Here is a 20601-nt window from a genome sequence, read left to right as displayed (position 1 = left end):
TTGAGTCAGACTATCCAGAACGCCACAACGCCGAACTCAGTTCGGCGTTGTCTGTTTTGAGCGTTTGCTTACTTTTCCAACAGCTTTTGCGCGTCAGGACTCGGAGAATATTGATATCCCGTTCCAGCTTGGGCAGAGTCATCTAGTACTCTAGGGGTTACTAACACCACTAGCTCGCTGCGAGCGCGCGTACCTGTTTCCCGACGGAACAAACGGCCAAGAAGAGGAATGTCTCCTAAAATAGGCACTTTACTAATGGTAGCTCTGTCCGTATCCTGAATAATACCTGTCAGAACTAAGGTTTGACCGTCGCGTAAACGAACCTTTCCTGTTTCTAAACGCCTTTGGTTCAAAAGTGAGCCTCGCTGTGTATCGCTGGTGCCAGGGAAAACAAAGCTATATTCACTTGCAATAGAGCTGACTTCAGGTGAGACGTTTAAAGAAATGAACCCATTGTCATCAATGCGATCAATTGCTACGTTAAAAATAACACCAGCTTGACGAATGATGGGTTTAACCGTGACCGTTGCAGCTGCTGCTGTACTACCAGGTACTGATTGTGGTGTTGAAGATTGTTCAAAGCCTGAGAATACCTCAGTTGTAAGGTTGACCTGAGCTGAACTCCCCTCTTGCACGATCAGCGTAGGATCCGTCAAAATTTTGGCGTTATCATTAGTTACATTGGCAATCAGACTACCTACTATGCTGTTAGCGATATTGGTAATACTCACAGGACCACCACCACCGCCAAAGACAATACCTAAGGCATTACCAATGCTTCCAGCCGGGCCTGACTGAAATCTATTCGCCCCATTTAGATTAAACGATAGGCTAGAATCAAAGTTCCTACCTTTAAGCAAGTTAATATCTACAATTTTGACATTGACAGCGGCTTGGCGTCGACGCAGGTCAAGCTGCTGAATAATGTTGGTTGCCACCGCAACCTTGCGAGGTGTCCCAATCAGCGTGACCGAGTTGAGCCGCGCATCCGCGACAACCTGCAAACCCTTTAGTAAGTCAGCCGACACCCCTCCATCTTGTCCTCCTCCACCGCCATTGTTAGCGCCATAGGACTCAAGGATTTCTATAGCGCCTTTTTCAGTTACTTCTTCGCTGGTACTGGTGAGTCGATTGATGGAAGAATCCGACTTAGAGGCCGACGATCCAGATGAAGTACCGGTGGCAGAAGTGCTGGAGATCGATCCGCCTATTTCTGACTTGCTCGTCAGTTCGGTCGTAAGGGTTACCTTGGCACTAGCCCTCAATTGGTTCAGACGCAGGGTGCGCACGATGCGATTCTGGGCATCTCCAGGGAGGTTTTTCCCGACAAAGATCGTATTGCCGACCTTATTGGCCTGCAGTCCAGATAACCGCAGGACATAGTTAAAGACATCCTGCACCGACTCGTTTTCGATATCGAGCGAGATGGTAGAGCCTGAGTCGCCCGCGCCGGGTTTGGCCGGGTCGCTGCTGCTTTCGCCTTCTGCAAAGGCAACGTTGACATTGGCAGACCGACCCAACAGCGTCAGAACCTCCCGTACGGGCGCGTTGCGAAGCAGTAGCTTGGGGATAATCTGCGCGTTGTTTAACTCTACAGAGTCAGCTTCAGAATTGATGGCCCCGACGGCAATGTCTCCAACAGGAGGTGCGATCGCCCGAGATCTGAACGGCGGCACGGCATTTGGCGACTGACCGGAACTAGGAGTAGCGTTAGCTGACGGTCCGACCCCTTCTCCAACTGCAACGGCATTAAAGCGCAGGACCAATAGACCTTGGCTTTCATCTCGACGGATAGTGTCGCTGACTGGAGCGGATTGGCTACCCAGCACTGTAATCCGCACGGTATTGGCATCGAGCTGGCGCATTTCGATGGACTCAATACCGGGGGCTGGTTTTGGCTGGCTAAAGGTTTGCCCGCTCGGTAAGCGCAACTGCGCGTTGCTGATATCGGCAACCGATGAATTGCCCCGGTTGACGGTAAAAATTGGAGGACGGTTGTTTCCCTGAGTCGTGAGCGTCAGTTCAAATCCTTTCCCTGAGGGGGTTAGCTGTGCCCCCGTAATTTCTGTCTGTGCCGCTCGAGCAGGTAGATGCACGGCTGCGACCAAAGCGGCAGTGCCAAATGCAAATCCGTAGCGTTTAAGATCCCAGTTCACCCTTGACTCCTATTATTTGTAATACACACGTTTAGAGCTGTAAAAAAGCGAGAAATTCTTACTGAGCTGGTGCTGCTTGACCTGAAGGTTTAGCCGGGCTAGCCGCCGCCGTCTGTTTCTGGAGCGCTGCCAATTCTTCCTCGGTGAGCGGGACGTAGGCATAAAGCTTAAAGCTGCAAGTCACGAGGTTGGTCGGCGCCGCTCCTGGCGTAGACGTATTCTCAGGCTTTAGCTCCATCTTGAAGTCCCTCAGGACCAGTAAGGTTTGGAACCGATCGATGGTTCGCATAATGGCGAGGGTCTGGTTAAAGGTTCCCTCGAACGAGACATCGGTAACTTGCCGTTTGATCTTGTTGTTGAGCTCTACTCCCACCGAGCTATCGGCAACTACCCCAGATAAGCCGTAATCGGGCGTAAATTTTTGAAGTTGCGCATTGCTCGAAACAATGATCCGGTTTAGATCGAGCAACAAGGTGTCTAGCGCCTGCTGAGTTGAAAACAAGCCTCGGACCTGTTTGTTTTTGTCGATGGCTAGGTTGACCCGCGCTACGATCTTTTGAATGTCTTGCACGGTCTTTTGCTGCTGATCTAGCTTCTGCTGTTTTTGAGCGATGTTGCTCTGCAGCTCCTGCATTTCAGAGAGCTTTGGTCCGATCAAGTTAAAGGCCATCCAGCCAGACAGTCCAAGACCGGCCAAGGCGATTAGAATGCCGCTGACGGTTGGAGTAAAGGTTACGCCGAATGCAGTTGGGTAGGCGGAAGCGTCTGGACCGCTGCTACCGGGAGAGAATCGATCTGAAACGGTCATGGCTTCATTACTCCTTGTCGCTTGAGAACCTCTATCCGAGACACTAATCCTGAAGCGCCTTTAGCATTTAAGACTTGCAAGAGTTCGGAAGCCGGTACGTCGCTCAACTCAGTGCGCAGTTCGTATTGAACCAATGAAACGCCTGTTTGAGCGTTGGCAGCCTCCCGCTGCGACATTACGAGTTGGGTTTTGTCCGGTTTCATGAAGGGAGACTTGCGTAGCGTTAGCTCAAAATCGTTGATATCGCTGAAGTTTAAGGTATTTCCATTCACTTTTAGGTTGCTGCTGGGCGGCGGCGCTGCAGGCGGTGCAGCTGCACCGCCTGCAGCCGGACTGGGCGAAGGGCTAGGTGCAGGGGCCGCTGTGGCAGTCTGCTCGATTTTGGTAATGCGGAGGGTGGGCGGAACGCGATCGCGCAGGTCTTGGAGCGTAGCAGACCACGGCTTAATTTGATTGAAAATGGTGGCCAGAGCCGCAGTCTCTGCCAGGATGACTTTCTCCTTAGCCTGTAGCTCATCTACCTTCGATAGACCAGGGGCTAATTTATCGAGATCTGACTGTAGCGCTTGCTCGCGGCTGGCCAACTGCTGGTTGAAAAGCGTTATCCCTCCGAGCAGCAGCAATACAAGGCCTACGAGCCCACCCGCCAGTGCTCCACCCAAGAACAGCGGCATTTTACTCTCGCCGCCACCCGCAAACGTTCCTTGAATAACTGTTCCTGTACCCAGTTCGGGTCGATCGTTGAGAAGATTAATATCAATCTGATACATAATGTTAAACCTCTCGTAATCCTAGACCCATCACAATTCCTAAGGCAGGGCGCTGCGCCGCAGGAATATCCCCAAAACTTTGAATGTTAAGGTTTTCGATGGGGTCGATTAAAATAGCAGGATAGCCCAGCCGCATGGACAAGAATTCGTCGATTTGGCCAATGCCCGCACCCACTCCAGACAAAAATACTTGACTGATTTCCAGGTTATCGCCTTGGTTTAGATAGAAATCGATGGAGCGTCGCAGTTCGTCGGACAGATCGCCCAGCATCCGTAAAATTGCGGCTGCACTTGGGTTCGTTGTATCTCCAGCCATGGTTTCAGTCGCCCCTACGGTTAAGGGGACGCTCATGCCTTGCAACAGATCGGCTCCCATTGAGCTAGGCAAGTTCATTGCGCGACTCAAGGCGCTTTGAAGCTGTAAAGTTCCAATGGGGATTTTACGGTTGAATTGGGGCACGCCGTCTAGGACAATGCTAATTTCGGAGCCGTCGCAGTCTATATTGACTAGGGCCACTGCTTCGCCTGTGGCAAACTGCAAAAGCTGATTGCGCAGGGTGCGAAGGAGGGCAAAGCTGCTTACTTCCAAGACTTTTAGCTGCAACCCCGCTTGTTCGAAGACGTTGAGGTAGGTGTCTGTGATGTCCTTGGGCGTTGCCACCAAAAGAACTTCAACGCGCTCGATGCCATCTTCGTCGATTTCGGTGTCTAGCTTTTGAAAGTCGACGTCCGCATCTTCGCGCGAAAAGGGCAGATAAAGGGCTGCTTCTTGATTGAGCACCATGTCCCTCAATTCAAAGTCGTCTAGCTCGGCAGGGAGCCGAATGAGCCGAATGACGGCTTCTCCGACGGGAATGGCGCTGACGACTTTTCGAGCTTTGATTTTTTTGCTTTCAAGGCCCTGGCGAATCACGTCTGCGATCGCATCGGGGTCAGCGATCCGTCCATCTTGATAAGCGCCTTCCGGTAAGGGAAGAGAGATAAAGGCATCGACCTTAATCCCCTTTTTATTCTGCTCGAGCTGGACAATATTAACGCGTTCGGGCGTGAGTTCCACCCCCAAGCGCTGACTAGTTTTAGAAAAAAAGTTGAGTGAAGTAACCACAGACTTAACCGCTGTTCGCTGGATGAGCAATAGCCAACTGAAACCGATCCTGGCGCTGCATGTCATGCATTGGCCGACGTCTGTTGAGAGACGCAATTAATTTATCTCTGGCGAAGTAAATTAATAAAAGACCTTATTTGAAAGGATCGACCGAAAAGTTGACCCTGTAGGGATAATACCCAAATTGATAGAGCGGTCGATCATTTTGCTAGGCGTTATGCATATAGCCGTTCCGAGATGGCGTAGGTGAATAGATGCATTCGCATGATCTCATGATTTGCAGATACATCGTAGAGAAATCAATATTAAAGCTGAATTTAGAGATCGGTTTTTTCAGGACCGACCAAACTTAAGGGCTAAAGCGCCCTAAACGCTGCCCTAAACCTGTATAAATCTTGCTGTCGAGCTAGGGATGTATTCGTATTAAAGTTCCCAGGGCGCTAAACAACCGTTGAGGCGTTAATAGCGCCCACGGCGTAAAAGTCGGGAGCGTGGCCCGATCGAAGCTCCGCGAGAACAGCTCTTGCTTCAGAGAAACCACGCGAGGCGTCAGAGGAGGTAGGTTGGCCGCATCGTTGAATGTCGGATCGTAGCTCCAGTTGCGGGTAGGCGGATTGTAAATATTGCAGGTGGGATTTGTGTGGTGGCTCCCGCAGAAAATGCCATTGACCTTCCGAGGTGCCGATAGCGAAACCAGCGAGCCCAGATAGTTAAATGGGATGCCATCCCAATTTTCGTGAAAGCGAGGATAGTTATTTAATCCGCCGCCAGTATTATCATCCAGATCCCGACCGCCACGGTTGATACCGCCGGTAATATCGATGCCTGCCAGAAAAGCGGTATTGATGGTTGTTTCGGTCGTTTTTCGGTCTGTCACAAATACATTGCCGATCGAAGTCGAGTCATCTAACGACCAGCTATTAGACAGCACGTTAATCGTATCTGCCATGACTGCGGCAGGAATCCTTTGCCCGTTATTGGCTGGTGCTTCGAAGGAAGTAGCGGTACAAGCGGATCCGCAGTTGTAATTGCCCTGCATGTAAACGGCCTGATCGGAAATGATGGAAAGTCCCTTTGGCGTTTCTGCCGCAACCGGATCGACGGGCGTCACTAAATCCTGGCCGTTATACACGCGAATGCCATAGTCGTTAATCGTTGCAGAGTCAGGCCCTTTTATCGTCAAAAACCAAACTAAACCGCCTTCAGAGTCTTCGTTTAAGGGTTTGCCCATGAGGGTTTTAGCGCATCCCAGCAAACCGCGCATGTCAACATTGAGCATCTGGATCTTTGTATGGGCATCAACGCCCGTGCCTCCTCGCTTTTCGCGATAGTTTCTAAAAGTTTTATCAGAGAAAGAAACGATGGGCTTTCGGACAATGGCACCTGCTGGTACGGCGGCAAAATTGGGATCGAAGGAGCCTTTAATCGCGATCGTATCTCCGGCTACGGACTCCACAAAGTAGAGGTGGGGGTCGATGCCCACAGTCAAAAAATCGTTGGGCGCAAAGCTTCCAGCAGTTCCAGGGGTTACGGTTAAGGTGTTGGTCGTCGCAGCCGTTGCTTGAGTTTGGGTTGGGGCACAGGCGGTGCTGTTGAGGAGAGCTGCGGTTTCTGTGGAGAGCACGGCGTCTCCCGCACTCCTCACCTGTAGCGCTGGAGCAGAGGCATTGGTTAAATCCAGAACGAGTCGCAGATCGGCGCTGTCCCAATAGAGCTTGCCGGGGGCTGCATCAAAGTCGCCAGGAGGAGGGGGCTTTAAAGTCTGCACGCCAACGCGAATTTTCCCATTCCAAGGGGCTACTGCTGCGGCATCGAATTCGGTGCGCCCCCCGGAGCAGGGGGCGCTGCCAAAATTACGGGGTGCAAGCGTTGCATCGTAAATGTTGACGGTGCCGGAACATTTATTTTCGTCTTTTAGACCGCGGTAAAGCTTGTTGGCGGTGGTCACCTGGCCTTTAATGGTGAGGTTGCCAAAAGCATTGAGGTATAAATCGTTGTTGCTGTGGACCGGCCCGCTGAGCGTCATGTTCGGCGGAAGGCTCGTATCCATGTCTTGGTCGTAGAATGCCGCAAACTGAAAGAGCGGAATCAGTCGACTTTTAATGCGTATTTCGGAGATGGCCGTGGGCTTGTTTTGTTTGTCTTGCGCCACGGCGATGACGTTATAGCGATATTCTTGAGCCGACAGTCCTTCGTTGGTTTCTCCTGCAGGAATGACGACCGGAATCGGCCCATCGGCGGTTAGGTCTTCAACATAGGTGGTGACCGCTTGGGAGCTGATGTCAGTGTTGGTTCTGCATTGAAAGTCTCCAGTTCCTTTGTTGGCGGTGGGGTCTAGGCAGGCTTTCCAGTCGCTGGGCGATGTGCCGGAAGGGCGATTGAATCCGTCAAATTTTTCCCGAATTTTCCCCGCACGCCAGTTAAGACCGGCCTCTGCGGCATAAAAGCCCGTGTTACCCTTTGCCGATGCATTGGAGCTGGCGTTATCGACCCTGCTCGTGATGGCAAAGGTCAATAACAGCACTGACAAAATCAACAGTACGGCAATGGTAATGACGAGGGTGTAGCCCCCTTGGCATACTCCTAGCGCGTAGCTATCGCTGCCGCTGCGACATTGAAGGCGAATCAGCATGACTAGTAAAAACGACTCGGGTCGATCGCGCTGAAACTTCATGGTCTAGGGCCTTGATATGCTGTTGCGGGGCAGAAACTGAGAAGTAAGGGTCTGAATGGTCGGTTGGGCGTCAGGGCCGGCATTTGCCACGGAAAAGCTTACCTTAATGGCCTGCAACGTCTGCCAATCGGTATAGGGAGGCGCGCCTGGATTAAACCCATCCATTTCTCCACTTGCCATGATTGCCTTGATTTGGAGATCGCGGAGGCGATTGACAATTTGGTAAGGGGCCTGGCTGGCGTAAGTGTTGAGTTTTGAGTCGACGAGATGCTGCGTCAAAATGCGATCGCCGCTTGTATCCGGATTGCCCAAGAAATATTCTCGCTGCTCCAAAATATAAAGCTTGGGCCGATCTGCGACTGGATAATCATTTGCAAAGTTAGGATTCGATACTTCAATTTGATAAATATTTTCTTTTACCGCCCCTTTTTTTTCTCCTTTTTTCTTGCCTGCTGGCTTTACTCCACCCTTCGGCTTTTCGCCGGAATAAAGAAAAAACTCGCCTGCCCCAAGTCTGGGATTGTAAATGTAAGCCCAAGAACATTCAGCATTAGCACTGGTTGCGTCGATTTGTTGGCAAGGTAAGGCTAAATCTTGACAGTCGGCCACTGAGTCGAGACTGCAGCGATAGTCGCGCCAGTCTTCAACATCATCGGGCATAAAATCGCCATTGCCATCCGAAAAAGAGCAGCCTTCAACCGCCGTAGTGGTGGCGACCGAAATTTCAGTCGGGTTGCTCGTGACGTCTTCGCAAACATTCAGGCTCGTTGCCAGCAGCTTCCGCTGGATTATGAGGTTGTCGGGACCGCCTGCGCTGCCATTTACGATGCGAATGACGGGGAGACTCAAACCAGCGCCGACCAGTTCTCCGCCCAAGCGAATATCCATGCCGATCAGATCCATGGCCGACTGAACTGTCTGATTGGCATCGGTATTGGCCTGCTGCTCGAGATATTCTTGCCGCTGCGTCACGATGAGGCCCAGTGCAACGCTCAAAATCGCAGTCGAGACCGCCACCGTAACCAACAGCTCTAATAGAGAGAGTCCGCGCTGGTGCCTCAAAAGATTTTTAAAGGGCGGCATTGCAAAAACCTACTTCAGATCGAACTTTGTAAAAATGCTAGATACTTCGTATACGGGTTGGTTTCCTACCGTTCCATTGCTAAACGCTTGGAAAACCGCCACGCGAATATGCCGAGATTTTGCATCGCAAAGGTTCGCCTCGGGCTTCTCGCAAAAGTAGATTTTGGCGTTGAATTTCTTATCATAAGCATCAATATTGGTCAGCGTAGCGCCTGTTGGAGAGATGGTTTGTTCTACGCCGCTGCTCGGCAGTGTATCGATCTCGCTTTGGCGAAGTTCGTCCATGATCTTTTGAGAAACCGCAACCGCACCTGTCCTGACTGGATTTTTTAGGGTCTGAAGGCGATAGCTCATATAAACGGGCACCACCCCGGCTAGGGTTGCCAAGAAGACGAGCAGCGCAACCATCGTTTCAACCAACGTCAGTCCTGCCGTGGATGGTGCGTCAAAGCCATGTTGCTGCCTAGGGAAGCACTTTAACATCGACTCCTCCTCCTCGAAAAACCGTAATTTTGCGTTTGGCGTTTCGATCGTTCTTAAGGGTAAGTTCTAGGGTCTGATTCGTCAGACCGCGACTGTTATAGCAAATGTTCCAGTTATCGCTGGGAGAAGGAACCACACTGTCGATTAAAACTTGGGCGATCTGTACGCCCTTGCGCTGTCCGACGGCAGACGTGCTGGTATCTAAAGCCGTATCTTCAAGGGCGAATCCCGGATCGGGACTCCAGGCCGTAACGGGACTGGAACAAGATTCGGCGGATTCAACGGCAAGACTGATTCCAACTGCTGTCGCAACAGGTCGCATGCGATAAGCAGAGGTTTGAGAGACTGCCTTGGCTCGCAAAAGCTTGAGATTGCCTGCAATATTGGCGCTCGCGTCCTTGAGCGGGTCAGTCCCAAATCGAATTGCGGGCGCGGCGATCGCCGTCAGTATCCCCAAAACGGCAATCGCTACTAGCGTTTCGGCTAAGGTAAAACCCAGTTGTGAGAGTCTGCGATCGTAAAACATGGGCGATAGGGGTTGTAGAGAACGAAAACGACGCGTCAGCGAACCTAATCCGAACCTCAAAAATTAAGTCATTATCCATTCTTCCTAAGGATAATGCACCTGCGGTGCACCGCTCTTTTACCCCCCAGAACAACCGACGACTGCAAGTGCGGTAACGCTGCTCGGTCGCTCAAAAGATTGACTATGTTCCCCCGCCAGCTTTCCCCCGCCAGCCAAATATCGACAAATATCCATCGGAGCAATATCGCAAAGGCAAACAACCGCATCCAAAATAAAGTTATATTATTTTTCGGCTGTCGCTCCTCCCTTTATTCTGCAAGAGAAAAATGGATTCAAAGCCAATCCTGTCAGACTAGAAACCTTTCCCCGAGCCGAATAAAGCGCGAACTGTTGCAAGTAGACCCATGATAGCCTCAAGACGATCGGTTGACCACTTTGGCAATATCTCTATCCTGTGAAGGGTAGAGTCCATTCCCTTCAGGAGCAGCAATTATGGCGTCTGCGGCGCAAGACCCCCAAAATACAAGAATTGAGCGAGACACGATGGGAGAAATCGCAGTCCCTGCCGATCGCTATTGGGGCGCTCAAACCCAGCGATCGCTTGCCTATTTCGCGATCGGCTGCGACGTGATGCCTCGCGAGATGATTCGAGCGTTAGGGATGGTGAAGATGGCGGCGGCAGAAGCCAATCGAGATTTAAATCTGTTGCCGGAGCCTCTCGCTGGGGCCATTATTCGGGCGGCGCGGGAAGTGCTGGAAGGACGTTGGGACGACCACTTTCCGCTCCGAGTCTGGCAGACGGGCAGCGGCACTCAAAGTAATATGAATGCCAATGAGGTGATTGCAAATCGGGCGATCGAACTTTTAGGGGGCGTGCTGGGCAGCCAAATGCCCGTGCATCCCAACGATTGCGTGAATCGATCTCAATCTTCTAATGATGTCTTTCCCACTGCGATGCATATTGCGGCGGTAGAGTCGATCCACCATCAGCTTTTTCCAAAGGTCGCAAAGCTCAGAACGGCTCTAGACGAAAAGGCTAAGGCGTATGAGGATATTGTCAAAATTGGCCGCACCCATTTAATGGATGCAGTGCCCCTGACGCTAGGACAAGAGTTTTCTGGGTACGCGCATCAGCTCGATCGAAACTTGGTTCGCCTTCAAAATGTGCTGCCCGATCTTTACGAGCTGGCGCTGGGCGGCACTGCCGTGGGGACGGGGCTCAATACCCACCCAGAGTTTGCCGAGCGCGCGGCTGCTAAGATTGCGGCGATCTCCCAACTGCCTTTTGTAAGCGCGCCGAACAAATTTGCAGCGCTGGCGGCTCACGATGCCGTCGTGATGGCCAGCGGCGCGCTCAAAACCTTGGCGGCGTCCCTCCTCAAAATAGCCAACGATCTGCGCTGGCTGGGTTCTGGACCTCGCTGCGGGTTGGGAGAGTTGATTCTGCCCGCCAACGAGCCGGGGTCGTCCATTATGCCGGGGAAGGTCAACCCGACCCAGTGCGAGGCCATGACCATGGTGTGCGTGCAGGTGATGGGAAACGATACGGCGATCGCCCTTGCTGGCAGTCAGGGCAACTTCGAACTCAACGTATTCAAGCCCGTCATGATTCACAATCTATTGCACTCTATCCGCCTGCTGGCAGATGCGTGCGCTTCGTTTACAGATCATTTGGTGGTAGGGCTAGAACCCAATCGCCCTCAAATTGAGGCGCTGGTGCAGAGATCTTTGATGTTGGTGACGGCCTTGACGCCCAAGCTCGGTTACGATACCGCTGCTGCCGTTGCTAAAAAAGCTTACGCTGAAGCTAAGACTTTACGCGAAGTTTGCGTGGAGTTGGGGTATCTGACGGGCGCGGAATTCGATCGGGCGGTGCGCCCTGAAAACATGACCCACCCCAACATCAAAACCTGAGGTTAAATCCCTCTGCGCGAACTGCTGGAAGCCAGCCCGGTTGAATTGGAGAAATTTCAAGGAATCATCCCGATGTCTCTTGTTTTTGCGCTCTCTACTGTCGCGATCGCCAGCAACCTTTGCGGTAGCTTTCCTCTGACTCAGGTGAATGCTTCTGCGGCGATCGTCTCGCAGCGCAATGTACCTGCGCCTTTGCCATCTCTATCGCCAGCCCCGTCGCCATCTCTATCGCCAGTCCCGCCGCCAGCTCCATCTCTATCGCCAGTTCCGCCGTCAGCTCCATCGCTAGCCTCACCGCCATCTCCATCACTAGCCCCACTCCCAGCCCCTACTCCTCAGCGCCAGCTCTATCAAACCCAGGGGGTGATGTTTGAAACGCCTCCTGGATTTTCCCCTTTACAGCCCTTGGGTGGCAAAACCGTCGGAGTCCTTTACCCGGCTGCTGCCGCTCGATCGCGCCACGTATCCATCCGGCTCCTTGAAATACAGCCCAGCGCTCTGGGGATTGCGTCCCTCGGCGCGCGGGAACTCTCGGAGTACGTTCGCTTTAGCTTTTGGGGCATCACTGCCAATCCCCAGTACCATCAAACCCGTCGATTTATGGGTCAGTCTGTGACTGGCGATGTTTTGATACGACCCAACAATGCCGGAATGTCTTATCTGGAGTTTTACCTGGTCCCGCTGTCAGCGGACCGTCAACTGGCGATCGCCTTCGAAGCCGATACGGAATTGCCCGTCGCGCTTCTAGAGCAAGCCATCCAAACCGTTTCGGCATCCCTCCGGGAAGACCCGACCCTCAAAAAAAAGCGGCAACGCCGCCCGCCGCCGCTCAGTCCATTAAACTGAGGGTATGGGCAATGCCATCCAGCCGCTGAATACCGAACTCATCCACCGTATTGCTGCCGGGGAGATCGTAGACTCTGTAGGAGCCGTAGTGCGGGAGCTCGTCGATAACGCGCTAGATGCCGCCGCCACCCGCATTTCTATATCGCTGGGGCCAGACCTGAGCAGCGTTGAAGTAACGGATAATGGGATGGGGCTGACTTGGGCCGATCTCCAGCAAGCTGCGCTTCCCCACACCACCAGCAAAATATCCGCCTTCGAACACCTGAGCGAACTCCATACCCTGGGGTTTCGCGGAGAAGCTCTTTACAGTCTCGCCCAGCTCGGTCGGCTCGAAATTTGCAGCCGCGCTCGAGCTGCATCCACGGGTTGGCGCGTCCGTTACGACCTCAAAGGCGCTGTCGTAGTGGCTGAAGAAACTGCGATGGCAGCAGGCACAACCGTCACCGTCACCCACCTCTTTGAAACTTGGCCTTCCCGCCAGCAGGACGCTACGACCAAGGCAACCCAATGGCTCGCCACCATTCAGGCTGCAATCGGCGAATATGCTCTCTGCCATCCCCAAGTCACCTGGCAGGTGTATCGCGATCGGCGACCGTGGTTCAGCCTCGCACCGGGGCGCAGCGCGAAGGATGCAATCCTCCAAATCATCGGCAAACTCGTTCCCGAGGATTTGCGCTGCGAAGTCTTTGCCATCGAGGTACCCGACGCGACGATCGAAGGCTGCGCCGCACCTGAAATTCAGCCCGATCGCCCTCCCGCCGCCACGCTGGAAGTTTTGGCAGGACTCCCCGATCGCTACCACCGCCACCGTCCCGCTTGGGTGCGCGTGGCGGTTAACGGTCGCCGCGTCTCCGTCAACGAATGCTCTGCGGCGGAACGATGGGGTCCTCTAGAACACAGCATTCTCAATGCCTTTCGTCAGGTATTGCCGCGCCATCGGCATCCCCTTTGCTGGATTCACCTTAAAGTTCCCGCGCGCTTTGTGGACTGGAACCGAACCGCCTCTAAATCGCACATTTACCTCCACGAGATCGAAACGTGGAAACAGCAAATTACTCAATGCATCCAGCAGGTCCTGAATCTCTCAACGCCCTCCGATGCTTCGGAGTTGCAGATCCGTCAGTTCTTAAAAACTGCTGAGGCGAAGGGTCGCTATGCTTTAGCAGCTCCCCTGAACCTTTCTGCCCAACTGCCCCATGCCTCGTCCGACGATGAATTAGAAGCGCGAGACGCAAACAGCTTGAAGTTAGGTTCCTTGCGCGCGATCGCCCAACTCCACCAGACCTACATCGTGGCCGAACATCCTTCAGGCGTGTGGCTTGTAGAGCAGCATATCGCCCACGAGCGCGTGCTTTACGAGCAACTTTGCCAAGACTGGCAATCGATCGATCTAGATACGCCCTTAGCGCTGCATCGTCTCAGCGATCGCCAAGTTCAAAATCTAGCCCGGCTTGGATTCCCTGCCGAACCCTTTGGACCAGATTTATGGGCGGTTCGCACCGTCCCCAAAGTTCTTGCCCGGCGATCGGATTGCCTCCAAGCACTTTACGAACTCAGCCACTGTACAGACCCGCAACCCGCCCTCGTGGCTACCGCCTGTCGGAGCGCGCTTCGCAACGGGCAAACCCTCACCCTCAGCGAAATGCAAATTTTGCTCGATCGGTGGCAGCAAACCCAACAACCCCGCACCTGCCCCCACGGTCGTCCCATTTTTCTCCGTCTAGAAGAACAAACTCTTTCCAAATTCTTCCGCCGCCACTGGATGGTTGGCAAAAGCCACGGGATCTAAGCCGAACGCTCGCACACCTTGAATGCGGCTCCCAAACAAGATCTTTAAGATATATTTTTTAACTTTTGAGAAGGCTTAATAAAAAGCTGCAATATAGCGCGGCTTTTTTCCCCGAGAAAAGAAATACTTTATTGAATTTTGGGAACCCTATTGATAGTTGATGGTATTTTTTGTAACGGTTAAGCTTGCAAGAACATTTCATGCTTAGATGTTTCTTGCCTGCCTGTATCCATTCATCTATTTTTCTCTCCTCAGCCCAAAAAAACTTCGCTTAAAAAATGCAAACTTTCCCTCGGCACGAAGCTTCTCCTCTAAAGACCAAGCAATTTGAGTTGTGGTATCAGCCGGTCTATGACTTGTCGAACGGAACTGTGCTGCATAACGAAATTTTACTAAGATGGCGATCGCCCAGCGGTACGCTCAGAAGTCCTCGGGACTTTATGCCCTTCATTTTTGAAGGAGGTTTAGAGAAATGGCTAGATCGATTTGTCTTGGACAGTGCCGCAGATATTTTGGATCGCAATCCTCGCTCGACGCTTTCGATTAACCTGTCGCGAGAAGTCTTGGAAGATCGCCAAATTGCGACATTTATTTACGACTTAATTCATGATTCCCAAATTGAGGCCAGCAGGATCCACCTCGAATTTTCCGAGAAAAATATATCTAAAGATATTAGCAATTATATTTCTCTGATTCGAGATCTCAAGCAAATCGGCTGCACGGTTGTCTTGGACAATTTTGCAAATGACTATCTCACCTTTATGCAGTGGGAAAGACTGAATGTGGATTTTGTGAAAATCCGAGGCGATTTGATCCAGGAATCGACACGAGATCCGACCTCAGAAGTTCTGCTCCAATCCATTTTTGAAGTGGGCAGCGCTCTGGATCAGATGGTCGTAGCAAAGTCGATCGATGCGATCGATATCTCCATGTTTTTGGAGAAGCTCAGCGCCGGTCCAGTTCAAGGCTATCACCTCAAGCCGCCCAGCCCAGAGCTTTGCCTGACTGGGAAGGTCGATATTTTGGGGGTGCCCATTGACAACCTTTCTATGGATGACCTGCTGCAGAAGTTAGAGAAGGGAACCGTATTTACGCCCAATGTCGATCATTTAATGAATGTTAGAAAACACAAAGATTTTGGGCAGGCCTACAGTATCGCCGACTACAAACTCTGCGACAGTCAAATCCTATTCTTCGCTTCTCGATTTTTAGGATCGCCCATTGTTGAAAAAATATCCGGGTCGGATTTATTTCCTGCTTTTTATCAGCACCATCGTGATAACCCGGATATCACCATATTTCTGTTGGGCGGGATGGGAAAAACCTCTATACAAGCTCAGACTAAAATCAATCAAAAAGTCAATCGCAATATCGTAGTAGATGCCTATTCGCCTCCCTTGGGCTTCGATAAAGATGAAGAAGAGTCTTTGCGAATCGTCAAACGGATCAATCAGTCGGGTGCGACGGTTCTCGCGATTGGCGTGGGAGCGCCCAAGCAGGAGAAATGGATCGGTCAGTACCGACAATATTTGACGTCCGTCAACATTATTTTTGCCATCGGAGCCACCATTGACTTTGAGGCGGGTTTGGTTCCGCGCGCGCCTCAAATCGCCAGCAAGATGGGAATGGAGTGGCTTTACCGCTTAGCAATGGAACCCAAGCGCCTGTGGAAGCGGTATCTCATCAACGACGTGCCCTTTATTTGGCTCTTATTGAAGCAAAAAATGCTGGGCTAATCGATCGATGGGGTTCCCATGGGCGGCCCCATGGGCGGATCGAGCGGCAGTTCGGCGATCGCAGCTAGATCGGTCAAGTCTGCAAGGGCAGTATTGCTGCGGTCTGGGCGGTCTGGATAGCGCTGACACGCGCTTGCAAACGAACAGGGTTGAGCGTTCGATCCGCATTTCGGGTCGGCAAGGGGAACTTGAGGAAAATCTTGACGATGTTCTATAAAATCTTTGACCCACCCGCGCAGATTCGTCAGTTGTTTCGTTAAGGTTTCGCGGGTTTGTCGGTGCAGGGTTTCGGAGTAGGAAATCGACAGCCAGTTTTCGCGACTGCGGCTGGCAGACCGTTCTGGCAGTTCCGCAAACCAATACAGCATTGAAACGCGATCGGGCGGGTAACCCAGGGCTTCTGCCGCGATAAATAGATACAGCCGCGTTTGCCAGTGCTGCTGGAGCAATTGGACGCGGGGCGGGCGAGGATAGGTCTTCCAATCGACGATTTGCGCTGTGCTGGTGTCCCGGATCAGCAGGTCGTAGACCGCAATCAGCGTAAACCCCTCCAGTTCTAAGGTGCATTGATACTCGCTCTGACGCCACTGCCCCGTCAGGAGCGGCGGCGGCGCGTCTTGAAAGAACTGAAACCACTCCCGGAGTTTGGGATTGTCGTCCAGGAGCGGCTGGATGTCTAGACCCAATTCTCTTTGCTGCATGAGCTGATGAAATTGGCGGCCTAAGACCTGATTTTCGGAAACCAGGGAAGGCTGTGGGAGCATCAAACTGTCTAAAAATAAATATTGAAACTTGCGAGGACAGGTTTCTAATACTTGGAGGTGCGCTTGAGACAGTTGTAAGAAGGGCAGGTGCTCCATAAAACTTAATAGGCAAAAATGCTCGATTTTCAAGCATTCTACCAATTCGACCCCGAGATAAGATTCCGGTGAAAGTTGAGATTTGTGAGGGTTTGAGGAGGGGGGGTGCGAACGTCTTTTAAACTAGCTGTTGCAATAAATCCTCATTGTTGTAGATTGCCACCTATGCAAACGCTATCCTGGCACGATTCCATCCTTTTAGTCTCTTGTTTTGCTTCAGTCGCCGGACTCTACTTCTACGGGCGATCGCAGGCAGAGGATCCCACGGATGCCGAAGCCGCCCACGAAACCTTGGTTCGTTTGTCGTTTGTTTATTGGCTGGTCTATTGCGCTTCTAACTGGGGAGAGCAAATTTGTGCGTCGTCCTCGCAGGGGCTAGCTTGTAGCCTGCGCGTCCTAGGGCTATTCTCCTATATTTTGACCTTTTCCTGCGTGTTGAGCGTACCGCTACACGCGATCGAGCAACGGCGCAGGCAACCCAACTAACGCTTCGCGCAAGCGAACCTCAATCTGCTACGGACAGTTTACCGATAATCTAATGGCAATAGGGCGTAATGTCTTCGCCGCATTCGTCGGCCAAGAACGATAATGCTCGAAACCGCAGTTCGACAAACTGATCGTAGAGGGGATTGAGTTTGCACATGGCGGGGATGTGCGCGATCTTGCGGCCTAGGAAGAAGATATCGCGCTCGAACGGACAATTGGCAGGAATGAGCCGACAAATCAAATGGGCCGTTTGGCGATCGTTCATTTGAATGCGATCGAATGCGGGGACGAACAGCTTTTGAACGAGACGCTTAAAGGAAACTTGTGCGAGAAAGGGGTGTTCTGAAGCAGACATAGAAGTAAGGCTTGTCGCATCGATCGTCATACTTTGATACCAAAGACTAAGGGTAAAGACGCTTCCCTGGATTGGGTTGTCGTTTTAGTTGGATTCTTCGACGAGTAAATAGAAACCGAACAGGAAACACACTGCCCAGATGCCAATAATTTGAAGTTCGAGAGACGCAAGAAAAGACAACATACTCTCACCTTTCGGTCTTAAAGTTTGAGGCGGTTCGCTGCTAAAAAACGAGTGACGAACCTGTTCATGGCTTTATTATGCCCAGCGCCTCCTGAGACCACATGGGAGAATCCACGGATTTTTGCACGTTCTAACTCGGGTGGCCTATCAGCAATTACCCGTAGAAATAAATGAGGAGTCTATCTACAGCTAAGGCTAGCGCTCACCTTTTAAGAAAGGATTGTGGTTTGGATTGTTCCTTTGCAAAGCAAAGATCTGTACGGGTTGTTATACGGATTTTTAACTGAAATAGAAACTTCAACAGAATCGCATTTGGATCCTGAGACTGAAGGATGGGCGGCAAGGCAATACTGTTCGGTTAAGTCTTATCCATCATTGCACTGGCCCCCCAGCCCCCCTTTCTTATAGCCCTACCGGGCTTTATTTCGGGGGGTTCTGAACTCAAAATCCCCCAATTCTGGGGGATTTAGGCTTCGACGTGAGGCTTCGACGGTGAGCTCAGCCGAACCGCGCTCAGCCGAACGTGTGCTGGTGCAAGGTTTTGCTTCTTATCCGAACAGTATTGGACTCGCATCCCAATTTAACCGACATCTTCCATAATTTTAGGGACCTTAAAAAAATCGCCGTCTTGGTCGGGGGCGTTGTCCAAAATGGCATCGCGATCGCCCCAAGGTTGCAGGTCGTCGGGACGGGTAATATTGCTCGCGTCGATGGCGCGGGTCGTCGGTTCTACGTTCGCGACATCTAGCTCGCTGAGCTGCTCGAAGTAATCCAAAATACTGCCGAGTTGGGTCGTAAATTGCACCTCTTCTTCGGGCGTGAGGGCAAGACGCGCCAGGACGGCCACTTTATGGACTTGGTCTCGGTCGATCATAAGGGTTGTTTCTAGTACAGATCCATCGTAGAGCGACCCGTGGTCTTGAGCCAGTTTTGGGCTTCGATGTAGTTATTTGGGGCAACGCGAATCGCGCGCTTCCAATATTCGGCGGCCATGTTAAAGAGCTGTTCGGAATCTTCGGGACGGCCTTCTTCCGCAGCCTGTTCTCCCTGGTAGTGATAGATCACCGCGACGTTATTGAGAGCCTGACACAGGCGACCGTTGAGTTCGAGGGCCTGATGGTATAGCTCCAGTGCCTTAGCATGATCCCCGTTGCTGGCGTAGATCAGCCCCATGTTGTAAAGGACGTAGCTGCGATCGTAGTCATCGTCCTCAAGTTTGAGCGCTTCTTGATAGTTGTCAAGGGCTTCAGCGTATTCTCCGTCTCCTTGGGCTGACATGCCGTCGCGATAGTAGGCAAAAGCTTCCTTTTGGCGATTGGTGGCGGGCAAGACCTTCAAAATCAGGTCGGCCATTACGGTAAAGGATTTGTCGATGAAGTTATCGTTGCGCTGGGAACGTGGCATATCGGTTTCGCTAAACTGAAGTGTCTAAAGCGTTCGAGGCGAAACAACGCCTTACTCTAGTCTATCAGGTCCCGCTGGAGGCGCAGGTGAAGATATTTTGAGACGGTTAACGGGCAGGGAAATCCGGATCCAAGCACCGCCTCGGGTGGGGTGATTTTGGGCCGAGATCGTTCCCCCGTGGGCGGTGACGATCTGATGGGCGATCGCCAATCCCAACCCACTCCCGCCCCCCGTCGGCAAGTGCTCCGGTACCTCTGTCGCGCGACCCCGAGCGGGATCGGCGCGATAAAACCGCTTGAAGACGTGGCTGAGACTGTCTTCCGGGAACCCCGTGCCAGCATCCAAGATCTCGATTTGAGTCCATTCTTCCGTCGCTTCCGCGTCAGTGGCGAGCGGGATCTGTACGTTGGGGCGCAGGTAGATGGCGATCGCCGCATCCACGGGACTAAATTTGATGCTGTTGTCGATGAGGTTTAGAAACACGCGCAACAGGCGATTGCCATCCGCGCGCAGGAGATGGCGATCTGGGCCTTCGTAGTACAGCGATAGATTTTTGGCTTGGGCCAACGGTTCCAGGGTAATCCAAGCATTCTGGATCAGCTTGGGCACGTCCACCTCGATCGGATTGAGGGCATTGGGGTTCTGAAACGCGATCTGACTGAGCTCCAGAATATCTTGCACTAGGACGCTCAAACGGACTGTTTCTTGGATCAGCCGATCCACCCAGCTTCTCAGGGATGGGTCGATGCTGCGTTGAAGGGTTTCGGCAATGAGGCGGATTGATGTCAGCGGCGTTTTGAGCTCGTGGGCGACATCGGACGTCCAGCGATCGCGCTCCTCCGCCAACTGTACGGCTTCCCACCGATCTTCGAGGAACACGCCGACGTTCCCTCCTTCGAGCGGAAACCCCGATCCCCGCAGAGGTAAATCCTTCGCAGGCGAACTTTGAATGGAATGAAAGGTCCATTCTTGACATTGGGGCGTTTGGTGCTGTCGGATAGACTCGATCAGCCGATCTAATTCGTAGGAGCGGACCATTTGAAGCAGCGATCGCTTCAGCACGGAACCATAGCGACGCGGTTCGATATTGAGCAGCGCCGCAGCTTTGGCATTGTGCCAGTACACGTAATTTTCCGCATCGACTTCAAGGTAGCCGATAGGGGCTGCCTGCAAAATTGTCTGCCAGGCATTCAGGCGTTGATGTAGAGATAGTTCTGAGCGTTGCTGAAACTGGACCGCCTTCAGCAGCCGCACTTGAAGGGGCATGGTCGTACTGTAAGACTCGGTGGGAAACAGTCGAACCATCCGGCTCAACTGCCGCTGCCAGCGCCAAGAAGACCATCCCCACAGCCCCAATCCCGTTGCCAGGCCCCCGCCAAATTCCCAAATCCAATCGCTAATCGCTACCACTGCATCTCAGTTC

At 52.3% G+C, this 20601-nt stretch carries 18 protein-coding genes; 5 read left to right on the top strand and 13 right to left on the bottom strand.

What is annotated here, in order from left to right; translation table 11 throughout:
• Positions 1 to 68: 68 nt before the first annotated feature.
• The 8 genes from R6H26_RS18995 to R6H26_RS18960 all read right to left on the bottom strand — a co-directional run bounded on the left by R6H26_RS18995 (position 69) and on the right by R6H26_RS18960 (position 9605).
• The gene (locus R6H26_RS18995; protein WP_404784638.1) at positions 69 to 2156 is read right to left on the bottom strand and encodes an AMIN domain-containing protein; all 2088 of its coding nucleotides are present in this window, start codon (positions 2154 to 2156) and stop codon (positions 69 to 71) included.
• Between the two features lie 58 nt (positions 2157 to 2214).
• Entirely contained in the window at positions 2215 to 2964 is a 750-nt protein-coding gene (locus tag R6H26_RS18990) for a YlbF family regulator (protein ID WP_404784636.1), read from the bottom strand.
• On the bottom strand, positions 2961 to 3734 hold the full coding sequence (locus tag R6H26_RS18985; RefSeq protein WP_404784634.1) for a PilN domain-containing protein: 774 nt from the start codon (positions 3732 to 3734) through the stop codon (positions 2961 to 2963). Before R6H26_RS18985 ends, R6H26_RS18990 begins: the two co-directional genes overlap by 4 nt.
• A gap of 4 nt (positions 3735 to 3738) precedes the next feature.
• Entirely contained in the window at positions 3739 to 4839 is a 1101-nt protein-coding gene (gene pilM, locus R6H26_RS18980) for a type IV pilus assembly protein PilM (RefSeq protein ID WP_404784632.1), read from the bottom strand.
• Positions 4840 to 5245: 406 nt separating this feature from the next.
• Entirely contained in the window at positions 5246 to 7513 is a 2268-nt protein-coding gene (locus tag R6H26_RS18975) for a hypothetical protein (protein ID WP_404784631.1), read from the bottom strand.
• A gap of 3 nt (positions 7514 to 7516) precedes the next feature.
• On the bottom strand, positions 7517 to 8596 hold the full coding sequence (locus R6H26_RS18970) for a PilW family protein (RefSeq protein ID WP_404784629.1): 1080 nt from the start codon (positions 8594 to 8596) through the stop codon (positions 7517 to 7519).
• A gap of 9 nt (positions 8597 to 8605) precedes the next feature.
• A complete protein-coding gene (locus R6H26_RS18965) occupies positions 8606 to 9079 on the bottom strand; it encodes a PilW family protein (RefSeq protein ID WP_404784627.1) in 474 nt (157 codons plus the stop codon).
• A complete protein-coding gene (locus R6H26_RS18960; protein WP_404784626.1) occupies positions 9060 to 9605 on the bottom strand; it encodes a Tfp pilus assembly protein FimT/FimU in 546 nt (181 codons plus the stop codon). The genes R6H26_RS18965 and R6H26_RS18960 overlap by 20 nt, the downstream gene beginning before the upstream one ends.
• 492 nt (positions 9606 to 10097) lie before the next feature.
• Here R6H26_RS18960 and fumC point away from each other — a divergent pair, with 492 nt between their 5' ends.
• From fumC to R6H26_RS18940, 4 genes are all read left to right on the top strand, one after another.
• Positions 10098 to 11519 carry a class II fumarate hydratase gene (fumC, locus tag R6H26_RS18955; protein WP_404784624.1) on the top strand — a complete coding sequence of 474 codons (1422 nt, stop codon included), beginning with the start codon at positions 10098 to 10100 and terminating at the stop codon, positions 11517 to 11519.
• A 72-nt stretch (positions 11520 to 11591) separates the two neighbouring features.
• Positions 11592 to 12365, top strand: a complete 774-nt coding sequence (locus R6H26_RS18950) for a hypothetical protein (RefSeq protein WP_404784623.1) — start codon at positions 11592 to 11594, stop codon at positions 12363 to 12365.
• A gap of 4 nt (positions 12366 to 12369) precedes the next feature.
• On the top strand, positions 12370 to 14154 hold the full coding sequence (mutL, locus tag R6H26_RS18945) for a DNA mismatch repair endonuclease MutL (protein WP_404784622.1): 1785 nt from the start codon (positions 12370 to 12372) through the stop codon (positions 14152 to 14154).
• A gap of 278 nt (positions 14155 to 14432) precedes the next feature.
• Positions 14433 to 15890, top strand: a complete 1458-nt coding sequence (locus R6H26_RS18940) for a WecB/TagA/CpsF family glycosyltransferase (protein WP_404784620.1) — start codon at positions 14433 to 14435, stop codon at positions 15888 to 15890.
• Here the strand turns inward: R6H26_RS18940 and R6H26_RS18935 are convergent.
• Positions 15887 to 16750 (bottom strand): PD-(D/E)XK nuclease family protein, encoded by an 864-nt coding sequence (locus R6H26_RS18935; protein WP_404784618.1) that lies wholly within the window; start codon positions 16748 to 16750, stop codon positions 15887 to 15889. The genes R6H26_RS18940 and R6H26_RS18935 overlap by 4 nt on opposite strands.
• A 165-nt stretch (positions 16751 to 16915) precedes the next feature.
• On the opposite strand from R6H26_RS18935, the gene R6H26_RS18930 reads away from it, so the two are divergent.
• On the top strand, positions 16916 to 17236 hold the full coding sequence (locus R6H26_RS18930) for a hypothetical protein (RefSeq protein WP_404784616.1): 321 nt from the start codon (positions 16916 to 16918) through the stop codon (positions 17234 to 17236).
• A gap of 49 nt (positions 17237 to 17285) precedes the next feature.
• On the opposite strand, the gene R6H26_RS18925 is transcribed toward R6H26_RS18930, so the two are convergent.
• From R6H26_RS18925 to R6H26_RS18910, 4 genes are all read right to left on the bottom strand, one after another.
• The gene (locus R6H26_RS18925) at positions 17286 to 17591 is read right to left on the bottom strand and encodes a Mo-dependent nitrogenase C-terminal domain-containing protein (protein ID WP_404784614.1); all 306 of its coding nucleotides are present in this window, start codon (positions 17589 to 17591) and stop codon (positions 17286 to 17288) included.
• Between the two features lie 763 nt (positions 17592 to 18354).
• Positions 18355 to 18648, bottom strand: coding sequence for an Asp-tRNA(Asn)/Glu-tRNA(Gln) amidotransferase subunit GatC (gene gatC, locus R6H26_RS18920; protein ID WP_404784613.1), 294 nt, complete (start codon positions 18646 to 18648; stop codon positions 18355 to 18357).
• 11 nt (positions 18649 to 18659) lie between these two features.
• Positions 18660 to 19178, bottom strand: a complete 519-nt coding sequence (locus R6H26_RS18915; RefSeq protein WP_404784611.1) for a photosystem I assembly protein Ycf3 — start codon at positions 19176 to 19178, stop codon at positions 18660 to 18662.
• 51 nt (positions 19179 to 19229) lie between these two features.
• Positions 19230 to 20588: a sensor histidine kinase gene (locus R6H26_RS18910; RefSeq protein ID WP_404784609.1), complete on the bottom strand. Its 1359-nt coding sequence runs from the start codon at positions 20586 to 20588 to the stop codon at positions 19230 to 19232.
• Positions 20589 to 20601 lie beyond the last annotated feature (13 nt).

Origin of the sequence: Altericista sp. CCNU0014 (assembly GCF_044923475.1) — a bacterium.
Taxonomy (GTDB): Bacteria; Cyanobacteriota; Cyanobacteriia; order Thermosynechococcales; family Thermosynechococcaceae; genus JAAURS01.
This window is presented reverse-complemented; position numbering and strand designations above follow the sequence as displayed.

Excerpts from the sequence above, each read along its gene's own strand:
- R6H26_RS18990 (WP_404784636.1), bottom strand. The coding sequence starts at position 2,964 with ATGACCGTTTCAGATCGATTCTCTCCCGGTAGCAGCGGTCCAGACGCT.
- R6H26_RS18935 (WP_404784618.1), bottom strand. The coding sequence starts at position 16,750 with ATGGAGCACCTGCCCTTCTTACAACTGTCTCAAGCGCACCTCCAAGTA.
- R6H26_RS18915 (WP_404784611.1), bottom strand. The coding sequence starts at position 19,178 with ATGCCACGTTCCCAGCGCAACGATAACTTCATCGACAAATCCTTTACC.
- R6H26_RS18930 (WP_404784616.1), top strand. The coding sequence starts at position 16,916 with ATGCAAACGCTATCCTGGCACGATTCCATCCTTTTAGTCTCTTGTTTT.
- R6H26_RS18965 (WP_404784627.1), bottom strand. The coding sequence starts at position 9,079 with ATGTTAAAGTGCTTCCCTAGGCAGCAACATGGCTTTGACGCACCATCC.
- fumC (WP_404784624.1), top strand. The coding sequence starts at position 10,098 with ATGGCGTCTGCGGCGCAAGACCCCCAAAATACAAGAATTGAGCGAGAC.
- R6H26_RS18925 (WP_404784614.1), bottom strand. The coding sequence starts at position 17,591 with ATGTCTGCTTCAGAACACCCCTTTCTCGCACAAGTTTCCTTTAAGCGT.
- R6H26_RS18950 (WP_404784623.1), top strand. The coding sequence starts at position 11,592 with ATGTCTCTTGTTTTTGCGCTCTCTACTGTCGCGATCGCCAGCAACCTT.
- gatC (WP_404784613.1), bottom strand. The coding sequence starts at position 18,648 with ATGATCGACCGAGACCAAGTCCATAAAGTGGCCGTCCTGGCGCGTCTT.
- R6H26_RS18985 (WP_404784634.1), bottom strand. The coding sequence starts at position 3,734 with ATGTATCAGATTGATATTAATCTTCTCAACGATCGACCCGAACTGGGT.
- R6H26_RS18940 (WP_404784620.1), top strand. The coding sequence starts at position 14,433 with ATGCAAACTTTCCCTCGGCACGAAGCTTCTCCTCTAAAGACCAAGCAA.
- R6H26_RS18970 (WP_404784629.1), bottom strand. The coding sequence starts at position 8,596 with ATGCCGCCCTTTAAAAATCTTTTGAGGCACCAGCGCGGACTCTCTCTA.
- R6H26_RS18975 (WP_404784631.1), bottom strand. The coding sequence starts at position 7,513 with ATGAAGTTTCAGCGCGATCGACCCGAGTCGTTTTTACTAGTCATGCTG.
- R6H26_RS18960 (WP_404784626.1), bottom strand. The coding sequence starts at position 9,605 with ATGTTTTACGATCGCAGACTCTCACAACTGGGTTTTACCTTAGCCGAA.
- mutL (WP_404784622.1), top strand. The coding sequence starts at position 12,370 with ATGGGCAATGCCATCCAGCCGCTGAATACCGAACTCATCCACCGTATT.